21 protein-coding genes are annotated in these 24112 nt (G+C 35.6%); 6 read left to right on the plus strand and 15 right to left on the minus strand.

Translation table 11 applies throughout. The annotated features are described in order from the left end of the window. Positions 1-32 precede the first annotated feature (32 nt). Entirely contained in the window at positions 33-1151 is a 1119-nt protein-coding gene (locus ACY2RT_RS01050) for a hypothetical protein (RefSeq protein ID WP_490154010.1), read from the minus strand. A 110-nt stretch (positions 1152-1261) separates the two neighbouring features. Between ACY2RT_RS01050 and ACY2RT_RS01055 the strand changes: the two genes are divergently transcribed. Further along, positions 1262-2542 (plus strand): hypothetical protein, encoded by a 1281-nt coding sequence (locus ACY2RT_RS01055; protein ID WP_490154011.1) that lies wholly within the window; start codon positions 1262-1264, stop codon positions 2540-2542. Between the two features lie 81 nt (positions 2543-2623). Here ACY2RT_RS01055 and ACY2RT_RS01060 read toward each other — a convergent pair whose 3' ends face one another. The 9 genes from ACY2RT_RS01060 to ACY2RT_RS01100 form a co-directional block, all read right to left on the minus strand. Continuing rightward, complete coding sequence (locus ACY2RT_RS01060; protein ID WP_490154012.1) at positions 2624-4498, minus strand: M61 family metallopeptidase; 1875 nt, start codon at positions 4496-4498, stop codon at positions 2624-2626. A gap of 79 nt (positions 4499-4577) precedes the next feature. Then, a complete protein-coding gene (locus tag ACY2RT_RS01065) occupies positions 4578-5036 on the minus strand; it encodes a cold-shock protein (protein ID WP_490154013.1) in 459 nt (152 codons plus the stop codon). Positions 5037-5211: 175 nt separating this feature from the next. Beyond that, entirely contained in the window at positions 5212-6867 is a 1656-nt protein-coding gene (locus tag ACY2RT_RS01070; RefSeq protein ID WP_490154014.1) for a tetratricopeptide repeat protein, read from the minus strand. Between the two features lie 122 nt (positions 6868-6989). Next, positions 6990-9092, minus strand: coding sequence for an elongation factor G (locus ACY2RT_RS01075; protein WP_490154015.1), 2103 nt, complete (start codon positions 9090-9092; stop codon positions 6990-6992). 33 nt (positions 9093-9125) lie between these two features. Next, positions 9126-10847, minus strand: coding sequence for a sialidase family protein (locus tag ACY2RT_RS01080; RefSeq protein ID WP_490154016.1), 1722 nt, complete (start codon positions 10845-10847; stop codon positions 9126-9128). 124 nt (positions 10848-10971) lie between these two features. After that, positions 10972-12192: a low temperature requirement protein A gene (locus ACY2RT_RS01085; protein WP_490154017.1), complete on the minus strand. Its 1221-nt coding sequence runs from the start codon at positions 12190-12192 to the stop codon at positions 10972-10974. A 141-nt stretch (positions 12193-12333) separates the two neighbouring features. Next, positions 12334-14487 (minus strand): TonB-dependent receptor, encoded by a 2154-nt coding sequence (locus ACY2RT_RS01090; RefSeq protein WP_490154018.1) that lies wholly within the window; start codon positions 14485-14487, stop codon positions 12334-12336. Between the two features lie 84 nt (positions 14488-14571). After that, on the minus strand, positions 14572-14889 hold the full coding sequence (locus tag ACY2RT_RS01095) for a DUF6660 family protein (RefSeq protein WP_490154019.1): 318 nt from the start codon (positions 14887-14889) through the stop codon (positions 14572-14574). A gap of 87 nt (positions 14890-14976) precedes the next feature. Further along, on the minus strand, positions 14977-15585 hold the full coding sequence (locus ACY2RT_RS01100) for a YqaA family protein (protein WP_490154020.1): 609 nt from the start codon (positions 15583-15585) through the stop codon (positions 14977-14979). A 407-nt stretch (positions 15586-15992) separates the two neighbouring features. Between ACY2RT_RS01100 and ACY2RT_RS01105 the strand changes: the two genes are divergently transcribed. Genes ACY2RT_RS01105 through ACY2RT_RS01115 form a run of 3 tightly spaced genes read left to right on the plus strand, consistent with a single transcriptional unit; the run spans position 15993 to position 17936 of the window. After that, complete coding sequence (locus ACY2RT_RS01105) at positions 15993-16625, plus strand: hypothetical protein (protein ID WP_490154021.1); 633 nt, start codon at positions 15993-15995, stop codon at positions 16623-16625. A 12-nt stretch (positions 16626-16637) separates the two neighbouring features. Beyond that, positions 16638-17267 (plus strand): hypothetical protein, encoded by a 630-nt coding sequence (locus ACY2RT_RS01110; RefSeq protein ID WP_490154022.1) that lies wholly within the window; start codon positions 16638-16640, stop codon positions 17265-17267. Positions 17268-17276: 9 nt separating this feature from the next. Continuing rightward, positions 17277-17936, plus strand: coding sequence for a hypothetical protein (locus tag ACY2RT_RS01115; RefSeq protein ID WP_490154023.1), 660 nt, complete (start codon positions 17277-17279; stop codon positions 17934-17936). 649 nt (positions 17937-18585) lie between these two features. Here ACY2RT_RS01115 and ACY2RT_RS01120 read toward each other — a convergent pair. Further along, positions 18586-18834: a DUF1456 family protein gene (locus ACY2RT_RS01120; protein WP_490154024.1), complete on the minus strand. Its 249-nt coding sequence runs from the start codon at positions 18832-18834 to the stop codon at positions 18586-18588. Positions 18835-18911: 77 nt separating this feature from the next. Here ACY2RT_RS01120 and ACY2RT_RS01125 point away from each other — a divergent pair, with 77 nt between their 5' ends. Together ACY2RT_RS01125 and ACY2RT_RS01130 are read left to right on the plus strand one after the other, a co-directional pair. Beyond that, the gene (locus ACY2RT_RS01125; RefSeq protein ID WP_490154025.1) at positions 18912-19496 is read left to right on the plus strand and encodes a pseudouridine synthase; all 585 of its coding nucleotides are present in this window, start codon (positions 18912-18914) and stop codon (positions 19494-19496) included. 113 nt (positions 19497-19609) lie between these two features. Continuing rightward, positions 19610-20242, plus strand: a complete 633-nt coding sequence (locus tag ACY2RT_RS01130) for a hypothetical protein (RefSeq protein WP_490154026.1) — start codon at positions 19610-19612, stop codon at positions 20240-20242. 47 nt (positions 20243-20289) lie between these two features. Here the strand turns inward: ACY2RT_RS01130 and ACY2RT_RS01135 are convergent, their stop codons facing one another. From ACY2RT_RS01135 to ACY2RT_RS01150, 4 genes are all read right to left on the minus strand, one after another. Further along, positions 20290-20490: a helix-turn-helix transcriptional regulator gene (locus ACY2RT_RS01135; protein ID WP_490154027.1), complete on the minus strand. Its 201-nt coding sequence runs from the start codon at positions 20488-20490 to the stop codon at positions 20290-20292. Continuing rightward, a complete protein-coding gene (locus ACY2RT_RS01140; protein ID WP_490154028.1) occupies positions 20490-20939 on the minus strand; it encodes a hypothetical protein in 450 nt (149 codons plus the stop codon). The genes ACY2RT_RS01135 and ACY2RT_RS01140 overlap by 1 nt, the downstream gene beginning before the upstream one ends. A gap of 116 nt (positions 20940-21055) precedes the next feature. Then, positions 21056-21703: a hypothetical protein gene (locus ACY2RT_RS01145; RefSeq protein ID WP_490154029.1), complete on the minus strand. Its 648-nt coding sequence runs from the start codon at positions 21701-21703 to the stop codon at positions 21056-21058. A 60-nt stretch (positions 21704-21763) separates the two neighbouring features. Beyond that, positions 21764-24076, minus strand: a complete 2313-nt coding sequence (locus ACY2RT_RS01150) for a M14 family metallopeptidase (RefSeq protein ID WP_490154030.1) — start codon at positions 24074-24076, stop codon at positions 21764-21766. Positions 24077-24112: the final 36 nt, after the last annotated feature.

Genomic DNA, 24112 nt, shown 5'->3' on the forward strand with positions numbered 1-24112 from the left:
TACGCAGGACAGGTTAATTTAGCAACTAAAGTTTATTTGATTCTAATTCCGTTGTTATCAGTAAACTTTCCGGTGATTAGCCAGCCTCCAAATGCCTCAGAAACAGCCATTAATAGTGTATTTTCTCCTTTTTTGAGGTTCAGGTAGATCGCATCAAACAGCCCGATGGTCCCTAAATAGCGATAATCACGGCTGCGATATTTATTAGTGCCTTTATATATAGGTTTTCCATTGAGAATGGCAACTACATCATCGCTATATCCAAATTCAAAAAGTTTAACCTGTTCCTTATCAGAATCGATAGTGATCTTTGCAAAAACAGTTTCTCCGGGAGTTCCATCAAACAGAAACTGTACTCTTGAAATATTGGCAGCAATCCCTTCTTCCACCTGAACCTTTCTACCCCATTTTCTGGCAGCTATAACCGAACCTATTTTGCCGGAGTCTTCAAGAAGCTTTACTTCAAACATATCGGAGATTTCCCATTCCGGTATAAGGCCTTCAATAGGTTCTCTCTCTATTGGGTTGAAATCCACAATTTTATACGCATCTTTGTTTACAGTTATATTGGCCAGATGCATTCCTGAAGCATTTCCTCCGGTTAAAAGGAGATCTCCTTCCCTTGTAGGGTGAAAAAGATTCCACGATAAATTGGGCTTTTCAGCGTAATCAAGATATACCTGTGCTTTATTGTCATTTACCACTATTTTTACATGGGTCCAATCGTCATATTTATATTCATGTGCAAATGAATATTTTGGTCCAAAATATAACTGCCAGGGAGAAATTCTCTTGGTTGATGGTATTACTTGGTTAGCATCTGGCTTTCCGGGAAGATGAGGACGAATATAAAATTGTTCGGCATCATTTTCCACAATTCTGAATAAAACCCCTGGGAAAGACTGTTCTTTTTTTAAAAATATGTCATACTCAATAGTACCATTGAGGAATTTTGTATCTTTTAATGTCATGCTTCCTCTTTGTAAGTAGATAGCATCTTTACCCTTATGCTTCTCCAGAACATAGGACCTGGCATTAATATTCCAGTGTAAGGTATCTATAGGTATGATACTTTTTTGAGAAAGGCCTGTTATAGACATTAGTAATAAGGTCAATAATAATGTAAGTGGTGTGGGTTTAAGTTTTGTCATGATCTTTTTTTATAAAGCTCTTATATTGAGCTTATATAACTAAAACAAATTGGTGCAAAACGATTCAATGTTGTACAAGTCATATATTTTAAGGAATTTTGGTCTATAAGATGAATACATACCCGGAACATAAACTAGTAGAAAAATGCCTGCTTCAAATTGAGGAGAAGTTGGGTTGGGGAACTTCAGCCCATTGGCATAATGATGTATTCATTGAATTAAGTGAAACCATACAACAAAGTACCCGGGTATTGCTAAGTCCAACAACGTTAAAACGTGTTTGGGGAAAAGTAAACTATACCAGTGCTCCAAGTATCAGTACCTTAAATACCTTATCACAATTTGCAGGCTATGCAAATTGGCGTGATTTTAAGAATGAAGCAAAAGCCAAAAAGCCTTCCTGGATACAACACAAAGTAGCTTCAAATTTTGGTGTTATCATAACATCTGCAGCCGTAATGACCATTGTTTTTATTTCTTTTTATTCTATGGTAGGTTCAGGAAATACAATTTCCGAGGAAGACCTCTCAACGATTGAATTTAGCAGCCACCCGGTAACAGAGGGTTTACCGAATTCGGTCGTGTTTGATTTTAACCTGAACAATATTGAATCAGATAGCATCTATATCCAACAGTTTTGGGATGTTACAAAGACCATTAAAATAAATACCAAACAGCAACAGGCAACAGGTATTTATTATTTTCCGGGCTATTTTAGAGCCAAACTTTTGGTTGAAGGGAAAATTATTAAAGAACACGACCTGTTCATCAAATCAGATGGCTGGGTAGGAACAATCGATTATGACCCGGTGCCAAAATATTTTTCTGAAGAAGAAATAACAAATAATAAACTCTCCTTTCCTAATACTGCGTTGAATGAAATAACATCGAATGAAAAACCCTTAGTTTCCTCATTTCATTTTGTAAAAGATTTTGAAACTATTTCTGGCGATAATTTTTCTTTACATACATCGATCAAAAATACCTATGCTGAAAAATGGGCTGTTTGCCAGACCGTTCGGATTGTAATATTAGGAACCAAAGGAGCTATGGTTATTCCTTTTTCAATTCCCGGCTGTGTTTCGGATATTAATTTAATGCTTAACGATACCTATTTGAGAGGCAAAGAGCATGACCTGTCTATGTTTGGTGTTGATTTTTCTAACTACAGGAACATAGCAATAGATGTAAAACAAAAACAAGTTACCGTATCGGTTGACAGCACTGAAGTGTATAGAGGCAGCTATCAAAAAAGCGTTGGAGAACTGGCAGGCTTCCGTTACCGGTTTTTGGGAGCAGGTGAAGTGGGTCATTTAAAAGTAATGGGGCCTTCTAAAAATAGTGTATATATGGATGAGGGTTTCAGTAAAAATGAATCATATCCATTTTAAAAGATAAAAAAAGCACGTGAACTTAAATATTTAAGTTTCACGTGCTGCACTAATCTAACACTATTAGATAAATATTTTCAACTATCCTTTCAACCAGGCTTTTCGTAGACTAATTTGTTTTTGGGTAGCATTAGGGTTTTCAACCAGTTTTTTCCCTTTTGTGTAAGCTTGTGTGGTAGTGGTTTTAATAATAACTTCCTCTCCACCTCTATCTAGTCTTACATCGATATCTTTTCCAAGTTCCCAGTTATATACTTGCTGGAATATAGCATTTGCATTTTGCATGGTCACATCCGTTCCATTTACCTGCTTAATGACATCGTTTGCCTTTACTCCCTGTTCAACCCAAAAGCTGTTACCTTCTACCAGTGTTGTAAAGAATATACCTTTCTCCGGATCTCCACTTACAATGGGGGTATTACCATCCATTATAAAGTTGCTTTTTACTTTCGCTTCTTCTTCCAACAATCCTACCTTACCAAAAAATGTACTATAATCAATTGGAGTTGACCCTTCTACATGTGTCTTAAAGAATTCGGTAACACTTGGATACGTCATTTGTGAAATTTCTTCAATAATTGTATCGTCAGTAAACGGCTTATTTTTTCCGTATTTTAATGATAATTCTTTCATTAATGATAACATGCTTCTGTTACCATTACTTTCTTCCCTCATTAAAATATCAATACACATACCTATTAAAGCTCCCTTTTGGTAGACATTATAGTAATTTGCTGCATACGGTTCTTCCAGGATATTCTCACTCATGGTAGTAAAGCTCATATTATCATCCAGGCTCAATGAGGTGTTAATTTTGTCTAGTACGGTTTCATAAAATTCTTCTTCGGTCTTTAAACCTTCATACACTTGAAAGTGTTGTGCAAAATATTCGGTTACACCCTCATACATCCATAAATGCTTTGAAAACGTAGGAGCGTTATAGTCAAAATAATGTACGTCTTCCGAGTGTACGGACAATGGAGTTACAATATGAAAGAATTCATGAGAAACCACATCTACCATAGTCTCTGCCAATGCACTGGCTGGCATCGATTCCGGCAAGACCACTACTGTAGAAGTATGGTGTTCCAATGCTCCGAATCCTGCAGGAGAATCTTCTTCTCCTTTAGATAAGTACAAATAAATGTCATAACGAGGTGTGCTGTTTATTTCTCCCAAATACTTCTTTTGGGCTTTCATCATGTCGTACATCGTTTCTTTTAAGCTTGCCGCTGTATGTGTTTTATTTGGAGAAAACACACTTAAGACAATTTTAATATCGCCAACCATAAACTCTTCAACATCCAGATTACCATACATCATAGGGTTATCTGTAATATCAAAATATCTTGGGGCAAAATAACTTGTCGTTCTGTTTAAACCATCTTCACTTAACTTTTCTCCTGTATTTTGAATAGCGGAAGATCTTATAAATCCTACAGGGGCAGTTACATCCAAAGTGTATTGATTTGCTTTCAAAGAATCAAAATATCCTATAAAACCGTGAAGGTTTAAGACATAATTGTCCGGTTCTATATTTGTCCCGGAAGGAGAAAAGGGAGATTTTCCTTCCCCTTCTACATCATAAGTGTCGTTAATAAAATAGGTGATCCTGTCTAATTTTGTAGCATTTGCAATTGTCCATGTATTGGTATCATCCTTTACAGCAGCTAGTTGATTTCCTTCATAGTCGAAAGCTTTAAAATCATCAACAAAATGTCCAAAGTCACTAACTGCATAGGTTCCCTGCACTACCTTAGGGAGTCTATAGGTTACAGCTTCTTGAGTGAATCGCCCGGGGTCAATGGTAACCGGGACCTTATCATCTATAACTTTTGTAAGATCTAATGTTGTTTTAATTGGGTTTTGAGTAGCTAAATCATTCGTGGTTTTGGAAGAAGGACCACAAGCCACTAATAATATGGCCAAGCCTATAATGGCAAATACTTTTTTCATAATCAGGAATTATTTTGCATACTAGACGCAAAAAAATAGATTTTGTTACGTTACTGTATGAAAAAAAGCAAATTGTATACTATGGAAGTAACTTAACCTTAACAGCATTCATACCCTTTTGCCCTTTTTCCAGTTCGAAGGACACATTATCATTTTCAGCAATGGTATCAATTAAACCACTAACATGGGTAAAATATTTTTCTTGATTTTCTGAATCTATAATAAATCCAAACCCTTTTGAATCATCAAAAAATGAAACTTTACCTTTTCTAACAGGATCAAAGGCCACTCTTTCACCCTCTTCCATTTTTGGGATGCCAATCTCTATGCTTTCGGCTTCAATTTTTATTTTTTTTGAAGGATCCGGAGGCGTATCGGTTAAATTTCCATTATGATCGACATATGCAAATTGAATTCCTCCGCCTTTTTCTTTTGCTTCTGCTTTACGAGCTTCTTTTTTCTTTTGTTTTTCTTCTCGTTTTTTTAATCGTTTTTTTTCTTTTTCATTCTTACTATAGGTTTGCTGGGATTTTGCCATTTGTATTTTTTAATGTGAATATAAGGTGTAGCTAAAGACACAGTTAATAATCTACCAAAGAATGTGTGAAAAAAAATATTTCGCTTTATCAAAGATAAATCCAAAATGATCGCCTGTATAACTTATGGCAAAGATACCTTTTTGTACTAAACTTTCTCTTAGGTATTTATATTAATTAATGATTTCCGCCTTCTGTGATCTTTTTAAGCATATCGCGGGCGTTTCTTCCTGTGAAACCTTCCGGATCCATAGAAAGCGCTTTGTTATAATACTCAATGGCTTTTTCTTTATCACCGGCTTTCCAATATCCTTCCGCAAGACTATCCCATGCATTGGCAGAACCGGGGAATAGTTTTGTAACAAATGTAAATATGGCAATAGCTTCCTGATGCTCTCCGCTAGCCAATACATTATAACCTGCTTTATTCAATTCTTTTTCAAAATCAAAAAACTGGTACATTGGGTCATTTATCATTCTAAAAGCTTCCTTTTCAAGTTTCTCCATTTCACCAGCAAAATATAGGTTTGTCATATACTGCATTGGATCTAAAATATACTTGGTATCTGAAAAAGTCAAGGATGCATCAAGGACCGGATCTTTATTAGTTTTATAATCCTCAAAGCTCATATCGATAGCAATATGTGGGGCAGTCCAGGGTTTATTTTCCCACTGGGGTTTATCCTGCCACCATGCAAAGGATAAGTAAACAGGGATTTTACTATTAGGTAAATCTACACGACGGTTGTCTCCGTAAAAGTTTACATTCTCTCCTGTCGGTTCTCCTAAAAAAATAGCATTTGTATAATTATCTAACTCATTTACAAGGTTTTGACATGCAGAAAATGTACGGCGCCCGATAATTACATAAAGATTTCCCGTTGTATTTATCTTTTTAGATTCTATAATTCGCGTAATCACTGCTTTATTTTTATAATTATTGCCTCCCCCATTAAGCCTAACATCCAAAACCAGGCGCTCTACACCATTGTTCTCTATAAAATTGAAAACCCGAGTATAAAATTCAGGGATCTTTTCATTGGGATCATCCTGTATCTGGCTATGCCTTACATATACGGTCTTCTTATTTGGAAGATATTCGTAATAATATATCTTGTCAAGATTTTTTAAATATAGCGGAGTTTCATCTTGGGAACGGGCATCCAACCAATCTCCTTCTTGTTGTACAAAGCCATATGTTAATGGGACTTGTTGTCCACCTGCTAGAGATTTAAACGCAACCTTAAAGGTCTTACCGTTTTTTTCTAATGTAAATTCGATTGTATCCGATAACTCATTGATCACCTTTTGAGCATGTAAAATCTCAGGGCTAATGAGATAACGAAAGCCATAAGCCTTAAAAAACTGATCATTTTCTGAAGGCACTACCGGATAAATGGCTTTAAGAACCTCTTCTATGGGCATATTTTCCACAGCTATAACCTTTGCTCCCAATGCCTGTTTATAATCTTTATGTATACCCTGAACATAGACACCATCATTAAAATGATATAAATTCATAGGCAATTGATGAAATATGTCAGACAAATTCCTAAAACCAAGTACCGTATGCCCATATTTAAATGAAGAAACAATGCGGGCAAATCCAACAATTATCTCATGTTCTTGTAAGTTTGGAATATTGTTATGCAACTCATCAACAGCTTTATCGAATTCTTTTGCCGTTGTTTTTTTAAATAAAAAAGAGTAATCCGAATGTACTGTATGCTGAAGAAATTTAAGGTCTTCCTGCCATTCTCTGGCAGCTATCTTTGATTGTGCTGTCCCCTGCAATATAAAACTGCATAGGAAGATAATTATTAAATGTTTCATTTTGATTGATTGATTGGTTCTATGATAAGATGTAACTTTATTACTAATGTTACACTTTTATCCATAAAATACTGTCGGTCAATTCCGGTAAAATAGCTTTGTACTCCTAAATTTTAAGAATATCAATTATTGATCAATTCTTTCTGAACATTCGTAGGCACTGGCTGATAGGATGAAAAAGTTGAATTAAAAGTAGCTCGCCCCTGCGTTAAAGACCTCAGGTTTGTAGAATAACCGTATAATTCGGCTTCAGGAGTTATACACTTTAAAATCTGATAATTGTTATTGCTGTCTATCCCCTGTATCATTGAACGTCTCGATTGTAGATCGGTCATTACATTACCCACCATTTCTTCAGGAACTTTAACAGTCAGCTCCATTGTAGGTTCCAATAACTTAGGGTTTGCATTTAAAAATGCTTCTTTGAAAGCATGTGCTCCGGCGATTTTAAAAGAAATGTCATTAGAATCTACCGAGTGCATCTTGCCATCATATACCATAACCCTTACATCTCGGATATAAGAACCGGTAAGTGGCCCTTCTTCCATGACTTCGAGGACACCTTTCATTACAGAAGGTAAATAGCGTTGGTCTATGACCCCACCTACAATACAGTTATAGAAAACTAATTTTCCACCCCAGGTAAGGTCTACTTCTTCTTTTCCTCTAATATTAAAGCCTTCAGGTTCACCCATACCTTCATGCCATGGTTCTATTTTCATATGCACCTGCGCAAATTGCCCAGAACCTCCGGATTGTTTTTTATGCCTGTAGTTAGCACTTGAAGAGCGTTGAATAGTCTCTCTGAATGAAATTTTTGGTTTCTCGAACTTTGCTTCAACACCATATATATTTTTTAAGATCCAATCTATTGTTGCCAGGTGTAATTCACCCTGACATTCAATGATCAATTGTCGTGCTTCTTTAGAAAAAGAAACAATTACCGTTGGATCCTGACTGTGTATCTTTTTAAGTGCGTCACTTAATTTCTCTTCATCTTTGGTATTCGCTGCTAAAATAGATTTTCGTATTCTTGGTTGCGGATACTGAATAGGTTTTATAGTAACCTTATTACCGGCTTTTGTTAAGGTGTCATTGGTTTCTGTATATTTCAATTTTAGTGTTGCTCCAATGTCACCTACTGTTAATTTTGAAACGGGATTCCGTTCTTTCCCATCCATAATGAATAGCTGGTTAAGAATTTCGGTTTCGCCATTTCTGGAATTCACCAACTTATCGTTCAGATTTATTTCCCCTGATTTTACTTTGAAAAAAGTAATTTGACCCAAATTAGGTTGATATACGGTTTTAAACACAAATAAAGCCGTAGGGGCTTCCTTTTTACGGGTTATTTCATTTCCTTCTACACTCTGTTCTGGTTTCAGGTCTGCTGCAGCCGGTGCAACATTATCAATGAAGCCCATTAACCTTCCACTACCCATATCATTTAAAGCCGACATACAAAAAACAGGAAACAATTCATGATTTAGCATTCCTGCTTTTATTCCTTTACGCATTTCATCTTCGTTCAAAGTCCCTTTGTCAAAGAATAACTCCATCAACTCTTCATCGTTCTCTGCAGCTTTTTCAATTAATTCATTCTGCAAGTTAGTAGCCATTACCAGCTGATCTTCCGGGATATCAAACTTTTCAGGCTTGCCACCTTCCGGAGAGAATTTATACATTTTCATCTTCAAAACATCAATAATACACTGTGCACCATCAACCACTAAAGGATATTGAATTTTAACTGCATTATTCCCAACTAAAGTTTTAATGCTCTTAAAACTTTCTTCAAATTTGGCATTGGGATGATCAATTTGATTGATCACAAAAAGGGTGGGTTTATGATATTTATCTATATAACTCCAAATAATTTCTGTACCTACTTCAACCCCGTGCTGTGCATTGAGAACAGTTACGATAGTATCTGCAACTCTAATTGAAGAAATGATCTCACCTATAAAATCATCCAACCCCGGTGTATCAATAATATTTATTTTATAATTACGCCATTCGGTATGAAGTGGTGTTGCAAATACCGAATTGCCTCGTTCGTGTTCAATTTCGTGATAATCTGAAACAGTATTTCTGGCTTCTACTGTCCCACGTCTATTGATCAATCCTGCTTCAAAAAGCATGGTTTCGGCAAGAGTAGTTTTGCCGCTATTATGAGCTCCAACAAAGACTACATTTTTTATGTGTTTATCGTCATATATTTTCATAGGGTGAGATTTTAACCTAATAAATATATGAAATTACTGCAACAATATCTTTACAATTAATCGCTTAGTTTTAGTTTGAATTGCAATAAAATATAAACCCGAATTTAATTTAGTTCCATCATCACCTGTTCCGTTCCAAATAAGGCGCTGCTTACCGGAAACGGTTTCATTTAGCAAGGTGCTCAATTTTCTACCTCGTACATCAAAGACTTCAACTGTGGTTTTTTCTTCGGAAGGAATTGTAAATTCCAGTGTAGTTGTATCACTAAATGGGTTAGGATAGTTAACAAGATTGAACGGATTTGCTCCGGCAATATCGTCAACATTTAAAATCCCCAGCGGAGAAATACGTGTATAATACACATCCTGTCCTCCATTGATGGTATTGGTCCACGCCAGGTGCGCATAATCATTATCGGAAACCATATCAAAATAATCACCCATTTTGTTTTGTTGTGGATAGCCAACAGAAGGGTCAAATTCTAAAGAGATAGGTTCGTTATCTGACCAGGTATCTCCCTGATCTTCAGAAAAACTATAATACAACACTGAATTAATTGCGTTAGTAGCATTCCGTGTATCTAACCAAACTACATCAATACGTCCATTAGGTGCTACGGCCATGGTACCAAACCATTGGTAAGCGTTAATTCCCACATCTGTGTTTATTCGCATAGGCGCCGAAAAAGTTTGACCTCCATCCTCACTTTTAGCAAACATAACGTCCGCCGGATCTGCAAAAGAAGATCTTGCTACCGAAGCCAATACGTAAACATTCCCATGCCCTGCTCCTCCGGATATATCTACATCTACCCAGGCTTGTCCTACTAAGCCCTGAGGATTCACTGCTACACTTGCATTTAAATTTCCATCCAGGTCTACAGGACTAAAAGAATCAAAAGTAACCGGTATCGATGTATCCTTTGCCGTTGTAGATTTTGTAACGATTAGTCCCTGTGTAACTTGGCCTACTGTATATAGAGTACCATCTGCATCTACCGCAAGTGTACCCCAAACAGGATCTCCGGCTACCAACACGCAGCTTTCAAAGCTTTGTGCATCATCAACAGACCTTGTGAAATTATTAGGGTTACAAGCACTAAACGAAGAGTTCCAGTATGAATAATTATTACCATCTCCTATTCCTCCGGATCTGTCAATTCGCATCCATTGCTTATCTCCACCTCTTGCAGGAACAGGCAATCCCCAATCTTGCCCTCCATCTGTACTTGTATATACTTCACAGTCGAAAGGATTAATACTAAGGCTATTGTAATAAAAGTTTCCCTCTGCATCAAAATCCAATACAGGGTCCGAACGAAATACTCCCGGATCCAATACTCCGGGATTTATCCAGTTATAACCTCCGTCAATAGAATATGCATTTCCAGCCTGACGAAAATTATTATTTACAGTATCGAACTGCCTCCACCCAATCACCATTTTATTTGGGCTGGTTGGGTCCACTGCAATAGAAGGTTCATTTCCTGCATCCCCTACTATATTATTTCCATTTTCGTCAATATTAACCTGTGTGGTAAAATAGTTGGGAGTAACAACGCGATATGCGGGACTTCTTTCCATACTGGCCTTATCAACTTCCACATAGGCATCATCCGGCACTTCATTGTGCATTTGCTTAAGCTCTTCGAAACTTCTTGTTTGTGAAAGAAGTGTGGCAGGCACCATACATAAAACTCCCAGTAATAGATTACAAGACCATCTCTTAATATTGGTTTTGAATAAATTTTTCATAGTGGTTGGTTTTTTTCTGAATTTAAGCTTAAAAATACAATAACACCAGGTAACTACAAGTGTTTCTATAATAGTTTTCGGAAAAGTATATCGGGGCTTACTGAATCCAGGTTTTAATGAGCATTTATGGCTGTTCTGAAGCTCCAATATCTACTTCTACTTCTTCTGTATCATCTATATTCTGTGTAAACCAGACATATAATGAATAGATCATATTCACTAAGAAAAAGGCAAGAATGATACCCATGATCAATTTTGACGGTATTCCTTCAGAAAAGAAAGAAAAAAGAATAATACTCAGCCCGGTTATTATTTTTAGTAGCGGACTAACAAAATAATGTGTTGGCTCATCGTGAGTTTTCTTTAAGAGCGGTTCTATACAACCTATCACAATTAAAGCACCTCCCGAAGCGATCAATAGAATAATTTTTGCAAATTCATCCAAATCTCCCACATGACCAATAAGGCCGGTCATAGCAGCCCCAACTGCCGAAAAACAAATTACTAAAGGCAGATGTGCATAGGCCCAAGCAAATTGTTTAAAAGAGCTATTATTATCTGCAGTACGACGACCTACAAAATCAAAGTAGATCCACCATAGTGAAAAGGTAATGGCGATACCTAAAATTCCAAAATAAATAACACCGGTGCCTATATGGTCGTTTTGTGAAATTCCATTAATCGTTCCTACGATCCCCTCACCTAATACGATAATTATAAATAATCCAAAGCGTTCCGGAAGTTTTGAAGTTGAGAACTTTGGCAATATTCTATTAGCTTTGATAGCAAACATAGGAACAATAATATCTATGGTCATCGCAACTCCAAAAACCACAATTCCAGCAAATGGTGGCAATAGCACTGCAAACAAACATAGCAAGATCGAAAGAGAGAAACCGATAACGTAGATTAAACCGGATTTTCTAAATATTCTATTATGATATGTAGCATAGGCCCACATAAAAACGGTGATAACCCTGGCCAGTGCGTAAGACAAAACAAATCCTATAAAATTATGCCCCAACGCATCATGGGAGAAGACTGCAAGCCCTGCAATAGGAATCATGAGAAGAAAAATAAATAAACGGTTTTCAAACCCTTCGGTCTCAAAGCGTTCATTATAATAGGTAACTCCAATCCAAATCCACCAGACCGGTATAAACGTAAGAGCAAAATCCAGAATTCCCTGCCAATTGAGCATCCCGGCCAAATTATGTGTTAATGCGGCAATTACAACTACAAAGTACAGATCAAAAAATAGTTCGAGCCACGTTACTTTGCGATGTTTATTCTCTTCTTCTTCAAAATGAAGTGCCGGCCTCTGCCAGAATTTTCTTCTTGCCATGGTGTATTGGTTGATTCTATATTTGAATGTTAAGATATAAAAAAGAGAGGAAACTTTAAATCACTTAAAGTAGCTACGTTTACCTATAAAACAAAAACCCGCCGAAAGGCGGGTCTCTAAATATCCTATGACAATTTACCCTTATTCATCATTCCCAAATGGCTTTAAGATCACGCCCATACTAACAATAATTCCATCGGTAGGAGCATAAATTTCAGGAAATACCGGATTTTCATGTGGAGGTAATACCAAAGGTGAGAATCTGCTTTGTCGCTGATCCGTAATATTTTCGAAATTGACAAAGACACTACCCCATTTAAAATTTCGCATTCCTAACAACCCCATAGTGACATAGGATTTGGTTTCATCTCCATTAAATAACTGTTGGCTTCCGGTAAAATACGTTTCGTAACCAATGCGCCACTTTTCATTTTCATACATGATGACACTCCCTGCATTGTGCCTTGCCGTTAAAGGTTTTTGCGGATTTCCTTCCAAATAATTAAGGCGCGTATCAATGAAGGCATAATTTAAAAACCATCTAAAATCTTTATAAGTGAACTTAATATTTGTTTCGGCTCCTTTACTGAAGATTTTATCTTGTGCATTTTCAAATTCAAATTGGTCATTACCTACATCATTTAACAGCAACCCATTTTTTATAGCAGTTAGATAGAATAACTGGTTTATAGAAAAACCCACCGTTTCTGAAATCTTTGTCTTGTAGTTAAAATCCAGGTTCATTCCATAAGACTCTTCAGCTTTAAGAGATTCTTTGTCAATGGGAGCTACATTCTTATAATTAATAAACGCTGCTTCTTCCGTAAAAATATCCGGTAGTTTGTATCCCAATCCTCCCCCTATTCTACTTGAAAAAGAACTATCGGTTTTAAAGAGAATGGATATTTTAGGAAGTGAAAAGAAACCCCAATCTTTTGCATAATCGGTTCTCATGCCTGTCTCAAGTATCCAGCTTTCAGAAATATCATAAATGTTATTTACAAAAGCCCCATAAGTAATGTCTTGCTGATCTCTCTGTAATACTGAAGATTTTTCGTCAAAATCCACAGTATATAAGTTCGCTCCAAAAACCCAATCTGTTTTTTCCTTTTGCATTTGATAAGCAGCTTCAGTAAAGGTATTGACCTGAACTCCGTTAAATGTAAGATCTGGCGTGTTTAGCTCTCTGTCGAAAAAGGAAATACTATTCTTAATGTCCAGGCTATTTACATCGCTGAATCGGGTTTTATAAACCAATTGACTACTTAGACGCTTTGAAGTATTTTCTTCGGTATATTGGTGAATACCATTTTCTCCACTTTCAATTTTTGTAATATCGCCTCCCAGTCTGTCATCATAGGTACCATTTAAACCCAACCAGATCGTAGTATTCTCTGAAGGATAATAAAAGACTTTCGGATTCAAGGAAATAGACTTTGTCTGTGGCAGATTAGTAAATCCATCATCATCGGGATCATATTCCTTTTGATAATGACCTGAACCGTACAAAGTAATTCCAAAGGTTTCATTTCGTTTGCTGTAGAAAACATTTACTGTACTTCCCAAAGCATGCGTTTGTGTAAGCATGATATCAAGTTCCGGGTCCATATCCGGAGTTTTTGACACCATATTGACCAGCCCTGCTATGGCTCCGCCACCATATAAGGTAGACGAACTCCCTTTTATTATTTCAAATTGCTGTAAGTCCAAAGGAGGGATTTGCATAATGCTTAATCCGCTGGAAAAACCTCCGTAAAGAGGAAATCCATCTTTTAATAATTGTGTATACCGGCCATCCAAACCTTGAATTCTGATATTTGTATTTCCACTACTTAAGGATGTTTGTTGCATTTGTATTCCGGTACTTTCACGTAGCACCATAGAAATGTTAGAAGCATTCATAACAGCTTTTTCGCTCAGTTCTTCTGCCCCAATGAATTCTATTCGTGTAGGAGTCTTTTTGAATGTCCGTGTGCTTCGGGTTGATTGTAACACTATTTCGTCCAAGGTGTTCTCTCCTTCTTTTATTCTGAACTCCAGCATATTGGTTTCCGGAATTGTTACCGTTGTTTCAATAGTGACAAATCCCACAAAAGAAATAATCAATTTGTGTGTCCCGTCCGGTATATCTGAAAAAGTAGCAATGCCGTCAAAATCTGTGACAGCTCCCTTTTCTAATTCCGAAAAATAAACGGTGGCACCTAAAAGAGGTTCGCTATTAATTTCGGTACTAACTTTAATTTGTATTGTATTGGTTTGTGCTACTGCTGATACGCATAGCAAAAATATAAGCATAGTGCTTAAAAAGTAATTTATCATTTTAAAATGTATTTAATTAACTAATAAGGAAAGTTGCGTTCTGGTTACTCAAAAACATATTTAGCTAATTGTTTGTGGCGGATGCCAGATACTGGAAAGGAAATCAAATGAATACTGAGATTGGTAATATTTATTTGTTTGAGTATAAATAATAGGATTACCGGTAACATTATAATTTATGAGTGGTTCATATACAATAGATATGCCACAGCAAATACATATACACAAGGCGGGGCAGGAATCATCAGAGTCTTTAGAATGGTTGTGGATTTCATTCACCGCCAATTCATCTGTATGGTCCTGATTAAAACCATCGGAACAAGGCTTTAATGCCAGTAAAAGCATAAAGATTGATAATATGATGGTAAGTCCTTTCATTCTCTTTTGCAAATTTATAAAACCCGTAAATAAACCATTCCTATTTTCTTATTTATTTTAAGATAAAAGGAAGCTGCTTGCAAACTACTAAACAAGATTAAAAATGGCAATTGCAAATAAATAGAACCGAACAAAGCGAAGGCTGCCAAAGAGTAAATAGTTCTTAAAACTATAATTAATGGTACCTGCTGCCATACTGGTCATTGAAAATGGTATGGGGAGCAATGCTCCTACTATAATTAAAAAGCCACCCCATTTGCGAACATTTCGCAGATGTTTCTCCATTCTGACTTCAACATAGTTATAGACTGCAGGAATTCGTAAAATTAGTTTTCCAATGAAGTAAGATACAATACCTCCTAAATAAGATAATATTGCCAATAAGCTTAAATAAACAATAGGAGATGCCGTTTTATCTGACCACGCAATAAAAATCTCCGGGGGAATAAGACCCAACAAAGATTCTGAAGCAAAAAAGACAGACAAAATACCAACTGGTGCATAGGTGTTGGTAATTTCAGTAAAAAAAGAACTGAAATCAATTACATATTGATCCAATACTATAATAAGAAGTATAAATCCGGTAATTGGAAGGATCGATTTCTTTAAGCTATAGCTAACAAAAGAATAAAATCCTGTATAGCTGTAATACTTATGTAATCTTTTAAAACTTTTCTTTTTCGTCTTTTGGGGCATATTTATAAAAGGTAATCAAATTCTAATAACGTAAAAATCTTTAAAATCTTGTAGGGAAAATTTTAACTAGACAAATATAAGAGTATTTTTTTCTAAGAATAGTTAAATTATGTCTAATAAATGACTTTTGTATGGATATTATTCTTCATCATCTGTATACTACATATATTATTTAGGTAAAAAATTACAATTCGTAAAAATTATATAGATGGTTTTTCAAAATATTGATTTAAAAATATTGGAAGAAAACGATACTTTCTTCCTACTCTTTCCTACAAAAAAATAGCTAATATTTAAATTATTCGACGAAATACATTTAATATTCGTTATAAAGCACTTTACAAATTATTCTTTAACAACTACTTACGGGTATAGACTATATATTTGTAGTCCCAAATTAGATTAAAATGAAAACTTACAACCTACAGAGTATTTTACTATTCGCATTTATTATATGTAATAGTTATACTTCATTTTCTCAAGTTGGAATTGGAACTACTAATGCAAGAAAAACATTAGAAGTTGCTGGTAATGTAACTATTTCCGGAAATATAGATATTGTTACTCTTAATGATATGGAGGATGGAGACACTTCCACTTTCCTGGTTCAGGATACAGACAATACAGTTAAGGCTTTGGATGTAAGTAATCCAACAGGCGCTGCACTTGGATATATACAAGAGTATATTATAACGAATGCAGATCTAGACTGGGTAAGGGATTTTGACACCGGGATTGACGCTTCAGAATTTGTCCTTATTACTTTCTCTGCCTTTTATGATCAGGAATTGGAAATAAGTGGATCAAGTAATGCTATTGATAACTCCAGTTTACCTTATACCGCTACTTTTATAAAAAATGGTACCTGGCATATTATTGCAGATTATCCTATGGTAGCAAACTTAGATGAATCCGCAATAGGTACCTGGACAGTAAAGACACTTATATTTTCAAAAGATCTATCAAAACAATTTGGCACTATAGAAATCCCTATGTCTAATTCGACAACAGGAAGTGCCGCAAGCCCCCTAATAAATTAATACCTGCTTATTATGAAAAATAATATATCTCTTTTATTATTGCTATTATCTACTTACCTGGTTCAAGCTCAGGTAGGTATTGGAACAACTACCCCTGAAACAGATTTACATGTTGCAGGTGATATGTTAGTTCAAGATTCCTTTGCAACCAGTTCTCTTGGAGTTGTTTCGGGAACCGATGAAAACTTTAAATTGATCACACGGTCTACCAGCTCAGATCCGGTAGGTGAAATTGCAGTATTGGATGTTAATTCATTAAGTGTAGCCCCTGTAAATGTTGTAAATTATACTTTTACGAACATATCACTTGATAATCTTACAGATCTGGATCTGCAATACGATGACAGCAAGTATGTAGTTGGAGTAGCTAATTTCCAATATATAGGAGACGCGATCAAAAAAGTAAACAGCCCCGATACAAAATCCATAGGAAATTTTGTAGTGCGTACTTTTACCAGTGGAGGAACCTGGCACTTAGAAATAAAAAACAGAACCTTAGACCTGGATTCAGAAGATTCTGTAACTTATAAGGTTACATTGATCGTGTATGACAAATCTTATTATAGAAACCTGACTCCTATTACTTCAGATCTTGGAGGTAGTAATACAGGAGTAGCTTCTTCTATACCTAACCTATATTAATTTACAGTTATGAGAAATTTTAATATTACTATTCTTACATTATTAATAAGCTCTGGTGCAATATTGGCCCAGGTTGGTATCAATAATCCTTCACCAACCAGTACTCTGGATGTTATAGGCGATGTTAAAACAGATGGAAGTTTGTTCCTTGAGGACCCGGGTACGTATACCGAAATTAGAGGCTCAAAGTTATTGATCCTATCACCTACAGATAATATTATTGAATATGATATCACCGCGAGTAAATATGGCCCTATTAATTATGCTGAATTTGTTTTTAGAAACCTTTCAACAGATGGTTTACAAGATTATGACACTAAAATTTCGACAGATAACTATATTGTCACTGTACAAGGATACTATTATTTGGAAACAGTAACAGACAATACAAGTGTAATGACACATAGTAACATTACAGATGATAATATCGAGGGCTATCAAATGTATGCATATGCAAACCCCGCAACTCAGACCTGGTTTTTAAGAGCATTTGTAAATAATTCAGAATTTCACACAAAACAAGGCTCTAATTTTTCGAGCACAGCTGTAGATATGTATTTAAATTTAATTATTTACAGAAAAGGTTTTATTACTAAAGGGCTAAATTCTGTGTCTATAGATATGGCAAACTCCGAAACCGGTACCGCCCCCCTACCGGCAGGGTTCTAGAGTATTCTATAAACCAAATTAAACGGCCTCCGGCAAATTACCGGAGGCCGTTTTTTTATGTATAAAGCTCCCCGTTCAATTTCTTAAAGGTTAAAAAATAGTTAAAATAGTACTTTGCATTACACAGTACTGTAACAAAATCATATTTGTGTCGTCTATTAGATATAACAACAAAAAAACTAGAAATTATGAGAACATTAGATAGCAATCAGTTAACAGAAAGAGTAAGCACATCAAAAGCTTTTACCTGGAACAACAAAAGACGTTATAGATAGTCTTTTAAATTTATCAACCGCAAAACTAAACTAAAATGAGAACATTAGACAGCAACCAATTAACAGAAAGAATAAGCACATCAAAAGCTTATACCTGGAACCACAAAAGACGCTATAGATAGTCTTTTTAGAATTCATCAATTATAAAAAACGAACCAAAATGAGAACGCTACGAAATATTCAGAAGAGAAAAAAGATAAGTTTGCAGAATCGACCTAAACTACTTCACTTTGTAGAAAGCATTCACAATATGCACGAAGACGCTATTCCCATTAGAATTAAATGGAGCGCTCTCTAGAGAATTGTTTAATTAATGGAAAAAGCCGGCATCAAAAAGTATCTGATGCCGGCTTTTTATTTTAAATTATTTACTATTAATTTTCGGTTTTCTTCTTTGGAGGCATTGGCCCTCTAAGATGTATAACCAATCCATTTAAGAAATTTCGCAAAAACTGGTCTCCACAATCCATATATTTGGGGTGATTAGGGTTTCTGAAAATAGCACCCAATTCGCTTTTTGATACTTTAAAATCAACCAGGCTACATATTTTTACAATATCTTCATCCCGGAGCTTATGCGCCACACGTAGCTTTTTCATTATATCGTTATTGGTCAATCCCATGCTTAAAGTTTTTTGATTTAATTTTTTCTGAAAGATCAAAGATACATTTTAATTATAGGGTACATTAGCACCTATCAATGAAAGTAACAATTCACAAACATTTTAAGATACACAAGCCATGTGGTTATTTAAGTCAGTTTTTAACAAATGATGTAAAAGGCCACCGTAAAAAATTATTGAATGAATTGCACCATTTTCCGAAAGGAATTATGGCAATAGGAAGATTGGATGAAAAAAGTGAAGGCTTATTGCTTCTTACCACAGATGGAAAACTTAGCAACCTTATAAATAGCAGTAAAATAGAAAAAGAATATTATGCTCAGGTTGATGGTATAATTACAACTGAAGCTGTCAATGCATTGGAAAAAGGTGTAGAAATAGGTTTCAGCGGAAAAAAATACATCACAAAACCATGTAAAGCTGTTAAAATTGATACTCCTAACTTTCCGGAAAGGTCAAAAAAACTGAGAGATGACAGACACGGCCCCACATCCTGGGTCTCTATTTGTTTAACCGAAGGTAAATTTAGACAGGTCCGAAAAATGACTGCTGCAGTAGGGTTTCCAACACTTCGGCTTGTGAGGGTTCGAATAGGTAACCTACTATTAGGTGATATGAAATCCGGTGAGATAGAAGCATTGGAAGACATTAAAGTAAACTAAAATCCACTTTAGACCTTCAAATTACTTCAATATTTTATAGTATTACCACTGCTAACTATTTCAATTGACAAGTAATATTCATATATTGAACCCGAAAAGAAAAACTCCAAATAATGCTAAAAAAAATTGTTTTTGTCCTGTTCATAATTGTATCTCAGGCATATGCTCAAGAAGGCCCCGTTAAAATTGTTGAAGAAAAAATTCCAAATCGATTAGCTTTATACGCTGTAAATGAATCTGAAACAGATTACGATGTTATGATCACTGTTACAGGTAGTAATTTCAGACAAAGAGCCGGAAAGCCTCGACTCATGAGAGTTCCCAGTGCAACCAAAGTACTTGTAAAAACACTGATTTTAGCAAGAGGGAAACATCCAAGCTATACATATGAGTTGGTTTTAAACGACAGTTTGTCCAGACGTGCTTTACGTAAACAAGCGATTCCGATAAAGATCAAACCAAAAAAACAAATTACTCTTTATATAACGGAAGGTTGCAGAACTTGTGATACTATTGTAAATAGTCTTGAACAAAGTAAATATATATATACCTCCCATACCTTATCTGAAAAACCGGAAATTCGTAAACAAATTGCTATGGCACTTGCCAATACAAGGACACCTCTGGATTCTGTTAGCAACCCGGTAATAAGTTTAGCAGGAAAGCTATATACCGAAATAGAAGATTACGAGGCACTACTTGAAAAACTTCGTAGTAAAGAAGAAGAATCTGTTATAGAAGATTAAGCCGGAGAATAATCAACGTAATGATCAGTGTTATATAAAAGATAATACTAATCATTATCTTCTAAGGTAAAGAAATGATTTACCGGCTTACCAAATAATCTTGATAATTTCAGGGCCAATACTGTAGATGGCACATATCTGTTGGTTTCAATTGAATTAATTGTCTGCCGTGAAACCCCAATTTTTTGTGCGAGTTCATCTTGTGTAAGGTTTAATATGGCCCTCTCTACTTTGAGTGTGTTTTTCATTATTGACACTTTTTTAGCATCATCCTAAAGAAATAGATCTGCATAACCAACATAAAAAAAAGAACCTCCCAAGTACTTGTTCTAAAATCCAAAACTTCTTTTTGTAATAAAATGTCTACAATATAATTTACAAACGGAAGCAATGCTATAGAATAAATTACACCAAGTACAAATGCTATCTGATATGATTGCTGCCGTAAGTGTACAATACGCTCATCTTCAATTTTCTCTTTTGAAACCGATATTATAAGCAGTCCGACAAGTAAGCCACTTTTAATTATAGTCTTTAATAAAGCCGGTTCATTTTCAATAAATTTAAGACCAATAAGAGTAAAAAGTAGAATTAAAAAAAGGAATACTCCTATTTTTTTAAAACGATGATGTAGTTGAAATCTTTTTAATCTTTCAAAATTCCGTTTGTCCCATTCCCAAATATTCTTTAAAATCATTTTATAATAAGTATAAGTTTATTTAACAATATGGCAAATATAGTTATTATTTTGTAAAATATATTTTACATTTAAAAAATAATTATTCTAAAAGCTTATAGTAAGAATAAAACTATTTATTGCTTTACGATAATGACAGTTGCCTTATCACCGGTTAATAAGTTCCACTCATAAGCTGAAACTAATTTTCCTTCATCATCATACACATGAAGCTCGGCTGTATTAGGACCTGAGGAACCTTGATTTAGAGCCTGGAATTCGACTCGGTTTATTCCGCTTTGTAGAGGAAGATTAAAACCACGGAAGTCACTATTTAAGGTAATTCTGGATTGTACAATATCCTCATTCACAAAAACCCTAATTTGATCACCGTCAACAAATTCATGATCTCTATATTGCACATTTACTGTACCTGAAGTAGTTTTAAAATCTCCTAAATATTGATCTCCACCAACATCTTCGGTCACCGCTTTATCTTTGGTAAAATATTTTGGAGCCTTTCCGGAGTTATATTCTAATAATCCATCCCCTTTTGTAATATCCAATGGCTCCGGTTGTTCTTCTCCCAGATCTGAATATTTATCAGGGTCATTATTGGGTTTGGTTAAATTTGGTGTTTTAATTGCCGGTAACTCTAAGCCTGTAGATTCTTCAAAATTACTTTCCGAAGTTTCAAAAAGCACAGTATTATTGGGATTCTCTATTTGTGAAAAAAGGGATGCCGTACTATAAATACATATAGCAAATACCAGGAAGTGTTTCATTTTCATAGCAAATTTAATTCAGAATCTTTATAACAATAATTACACCAAAAACCAGATATTTTATTTCTTTATCAACTTTTTAACAACGCCTGCACCGCTATCATTTTCTATCTTCAGAAAATAAATACCTTTCATTAATCCACTTATATCTGCTATACGATATCCATTTGTTTTGTATACCACTTCACAATTTAATCTTCTTCCATTCAGGTCATACAGATAAAAAACAGCATTCGGTCCTTTGATCCCGGTGATTAAAATGTCTGTATCAAAGGGATTGGGGTATATTCTAACGTTAGATAGTACATCAAAATCCTGGTTACCTAAAATTCCTGTTGTGTAATCTGAAACCTCAAAATCATCAAAATAGAAGCCATCACCGGGGATGAAATTATTAGTTTGTAATGCAAATCGAAACTCAACATTTGTAAATGCCTTATAAGCAGATAGGTCTATAGAATTTATATGCCAGGATTCATTTGATGTAAATGTTCGCAGTATATCCCAATTATTTCCACCATCTGTTGATACTTGAAATGTTACATTATCTCCGGCTTCTATGGAGTATTTACTTGCAAATGATACCTGCGGATTATTGGTAGCTGTAAGATCAAATCCATTATTCAACATAAAATAATTGATCGTACTATTTAATGAATTTCCACCATTCGAATCACCAAAAGATTGAGCCCCACTATACGAATCATCAGTATTAGTGCCCCAGGAAATTCCATTGCCGGAAGCCGTCCAATCAGAATCTCCACCTTCGGCATCATCCAAAAAGATAACACCTTTCGTTCCTATGCGTACCGTTATTTCTGCGGTTTCATTTGGTACCCCATTTTGAATTGTAAAAACTGTTAAGACAAATGAACTCCCAGTAAAAGAGGGATCAATAGAAATTGAAAACGGACTCGCACTATTATCCTGTCGGGATCGAGGTGGGATATCACCATATCCGGTTGCCGTTGGCACATTTACTTCGGGTACAGAAGCCTGTATAATCACACTTGAATTGACTGCGGTATCTCCCACTCCAACATTTTTAACTTCTACTACAAGCTCAAAAGATGCTCCGGGAAGGGCATCACCAATTTGTGTGTGGGATTGTACATCCAGATAAGCACCCGCAATCCATGATTGATATAGCATTGGACGAACATTCTCCTCTACGAGACCAAAAATTTCGCTTTGCTGAGGCCAGAACCCACTCCCGTCTATTTCCGGTGTCCATCCATAAATCCCTTCAGAGTGTAAGAAGTCACGGGTAGTTCCACAAGAGGTATATCCAAGCATTTGAAAAGTAACTCCATAAGGATAATCTACTTCATCTAAAAAAGAAGAAGCCCATTCAGAATAAATTTCATAATCCGGAGGGGTTACATCAAAGCCGTATGGCATTAAATAGCTTCCGGCAGTTGAATGTATTGAAAAAGCTGTATTGGGCTCAATAAGTGCCATTAGATCGCGAACAGCTATACTTTCTAATTCTGAAAAAGGGGTTCCGCCATGGTATGTATTGGAGCATGGATCCGTACTTGCACAAGAACCATCATGAGCAAACTCATAACTATAGTTTCTATTTAGATCAACTCCTACACATCCACCCGGATCTACTTTTCGATTTTTACGCCACAAGCCTCCTCCATTAGGGTTTGTAGATTCATTGTATTTGTAACCGTCCGGATTTACAACCGGGACAAAATACAGCTCTCTGTTGTTTATGAGGAATTCAACATCGGTATCAGTAGCATAGTGTTCAAGCAGCCAGAACATATAGTTTATATTTGTTGCCATAGATAATGGCTCTCTGGCGTGATGCAAGCCATCAAAATATACTGCCGGTTCTGCTTCGTCAACATCCGGGTTGTCCGAAATTTTAACCATCCAGATCGTATTCCCTTCTATAGTTGTACCAATACTGGTTTTAGCGGTTATAAGATTCGGGTAATCGGTTTTCATTTCGTCCAATTTATCTACTACTTCATCATACGTATAAAACCCACCCATTGAACCAAAATCAAAGCCGTTTGCAACATTTCCGGATCTGGTAATACCATCTAGATTTGCCTCATCCAATAATCGCTGCTGGTTATAATATTCGTCAAAATTTGGTATGGTCACTTCAGTTGTGAAACCATACGATCGCAATCTTTGGAGTTCTTCCTGAGTGACATAAAATGAAATTCCGGATTGAGGATCTGCTTCATAGTGGTCAATATCAAAGTCCAAAGAAGCCAATCTTTGTATATCTTCTTTATCTTCAATCTGGACCCTGACTTTACTATATATTGTTTCCTGAGCCAACATTGGCAGGGTACAAAAAAATAGGAAGTAAAGAATAAGTTTTCGGGATGTATTTTTAATAACCATAAATTTTTAGATTTTTTATACAAAGAACAGGACTGC

The organism is Ulvibacter sp. 2210JD10-4, from assembly GCF_058148525.1.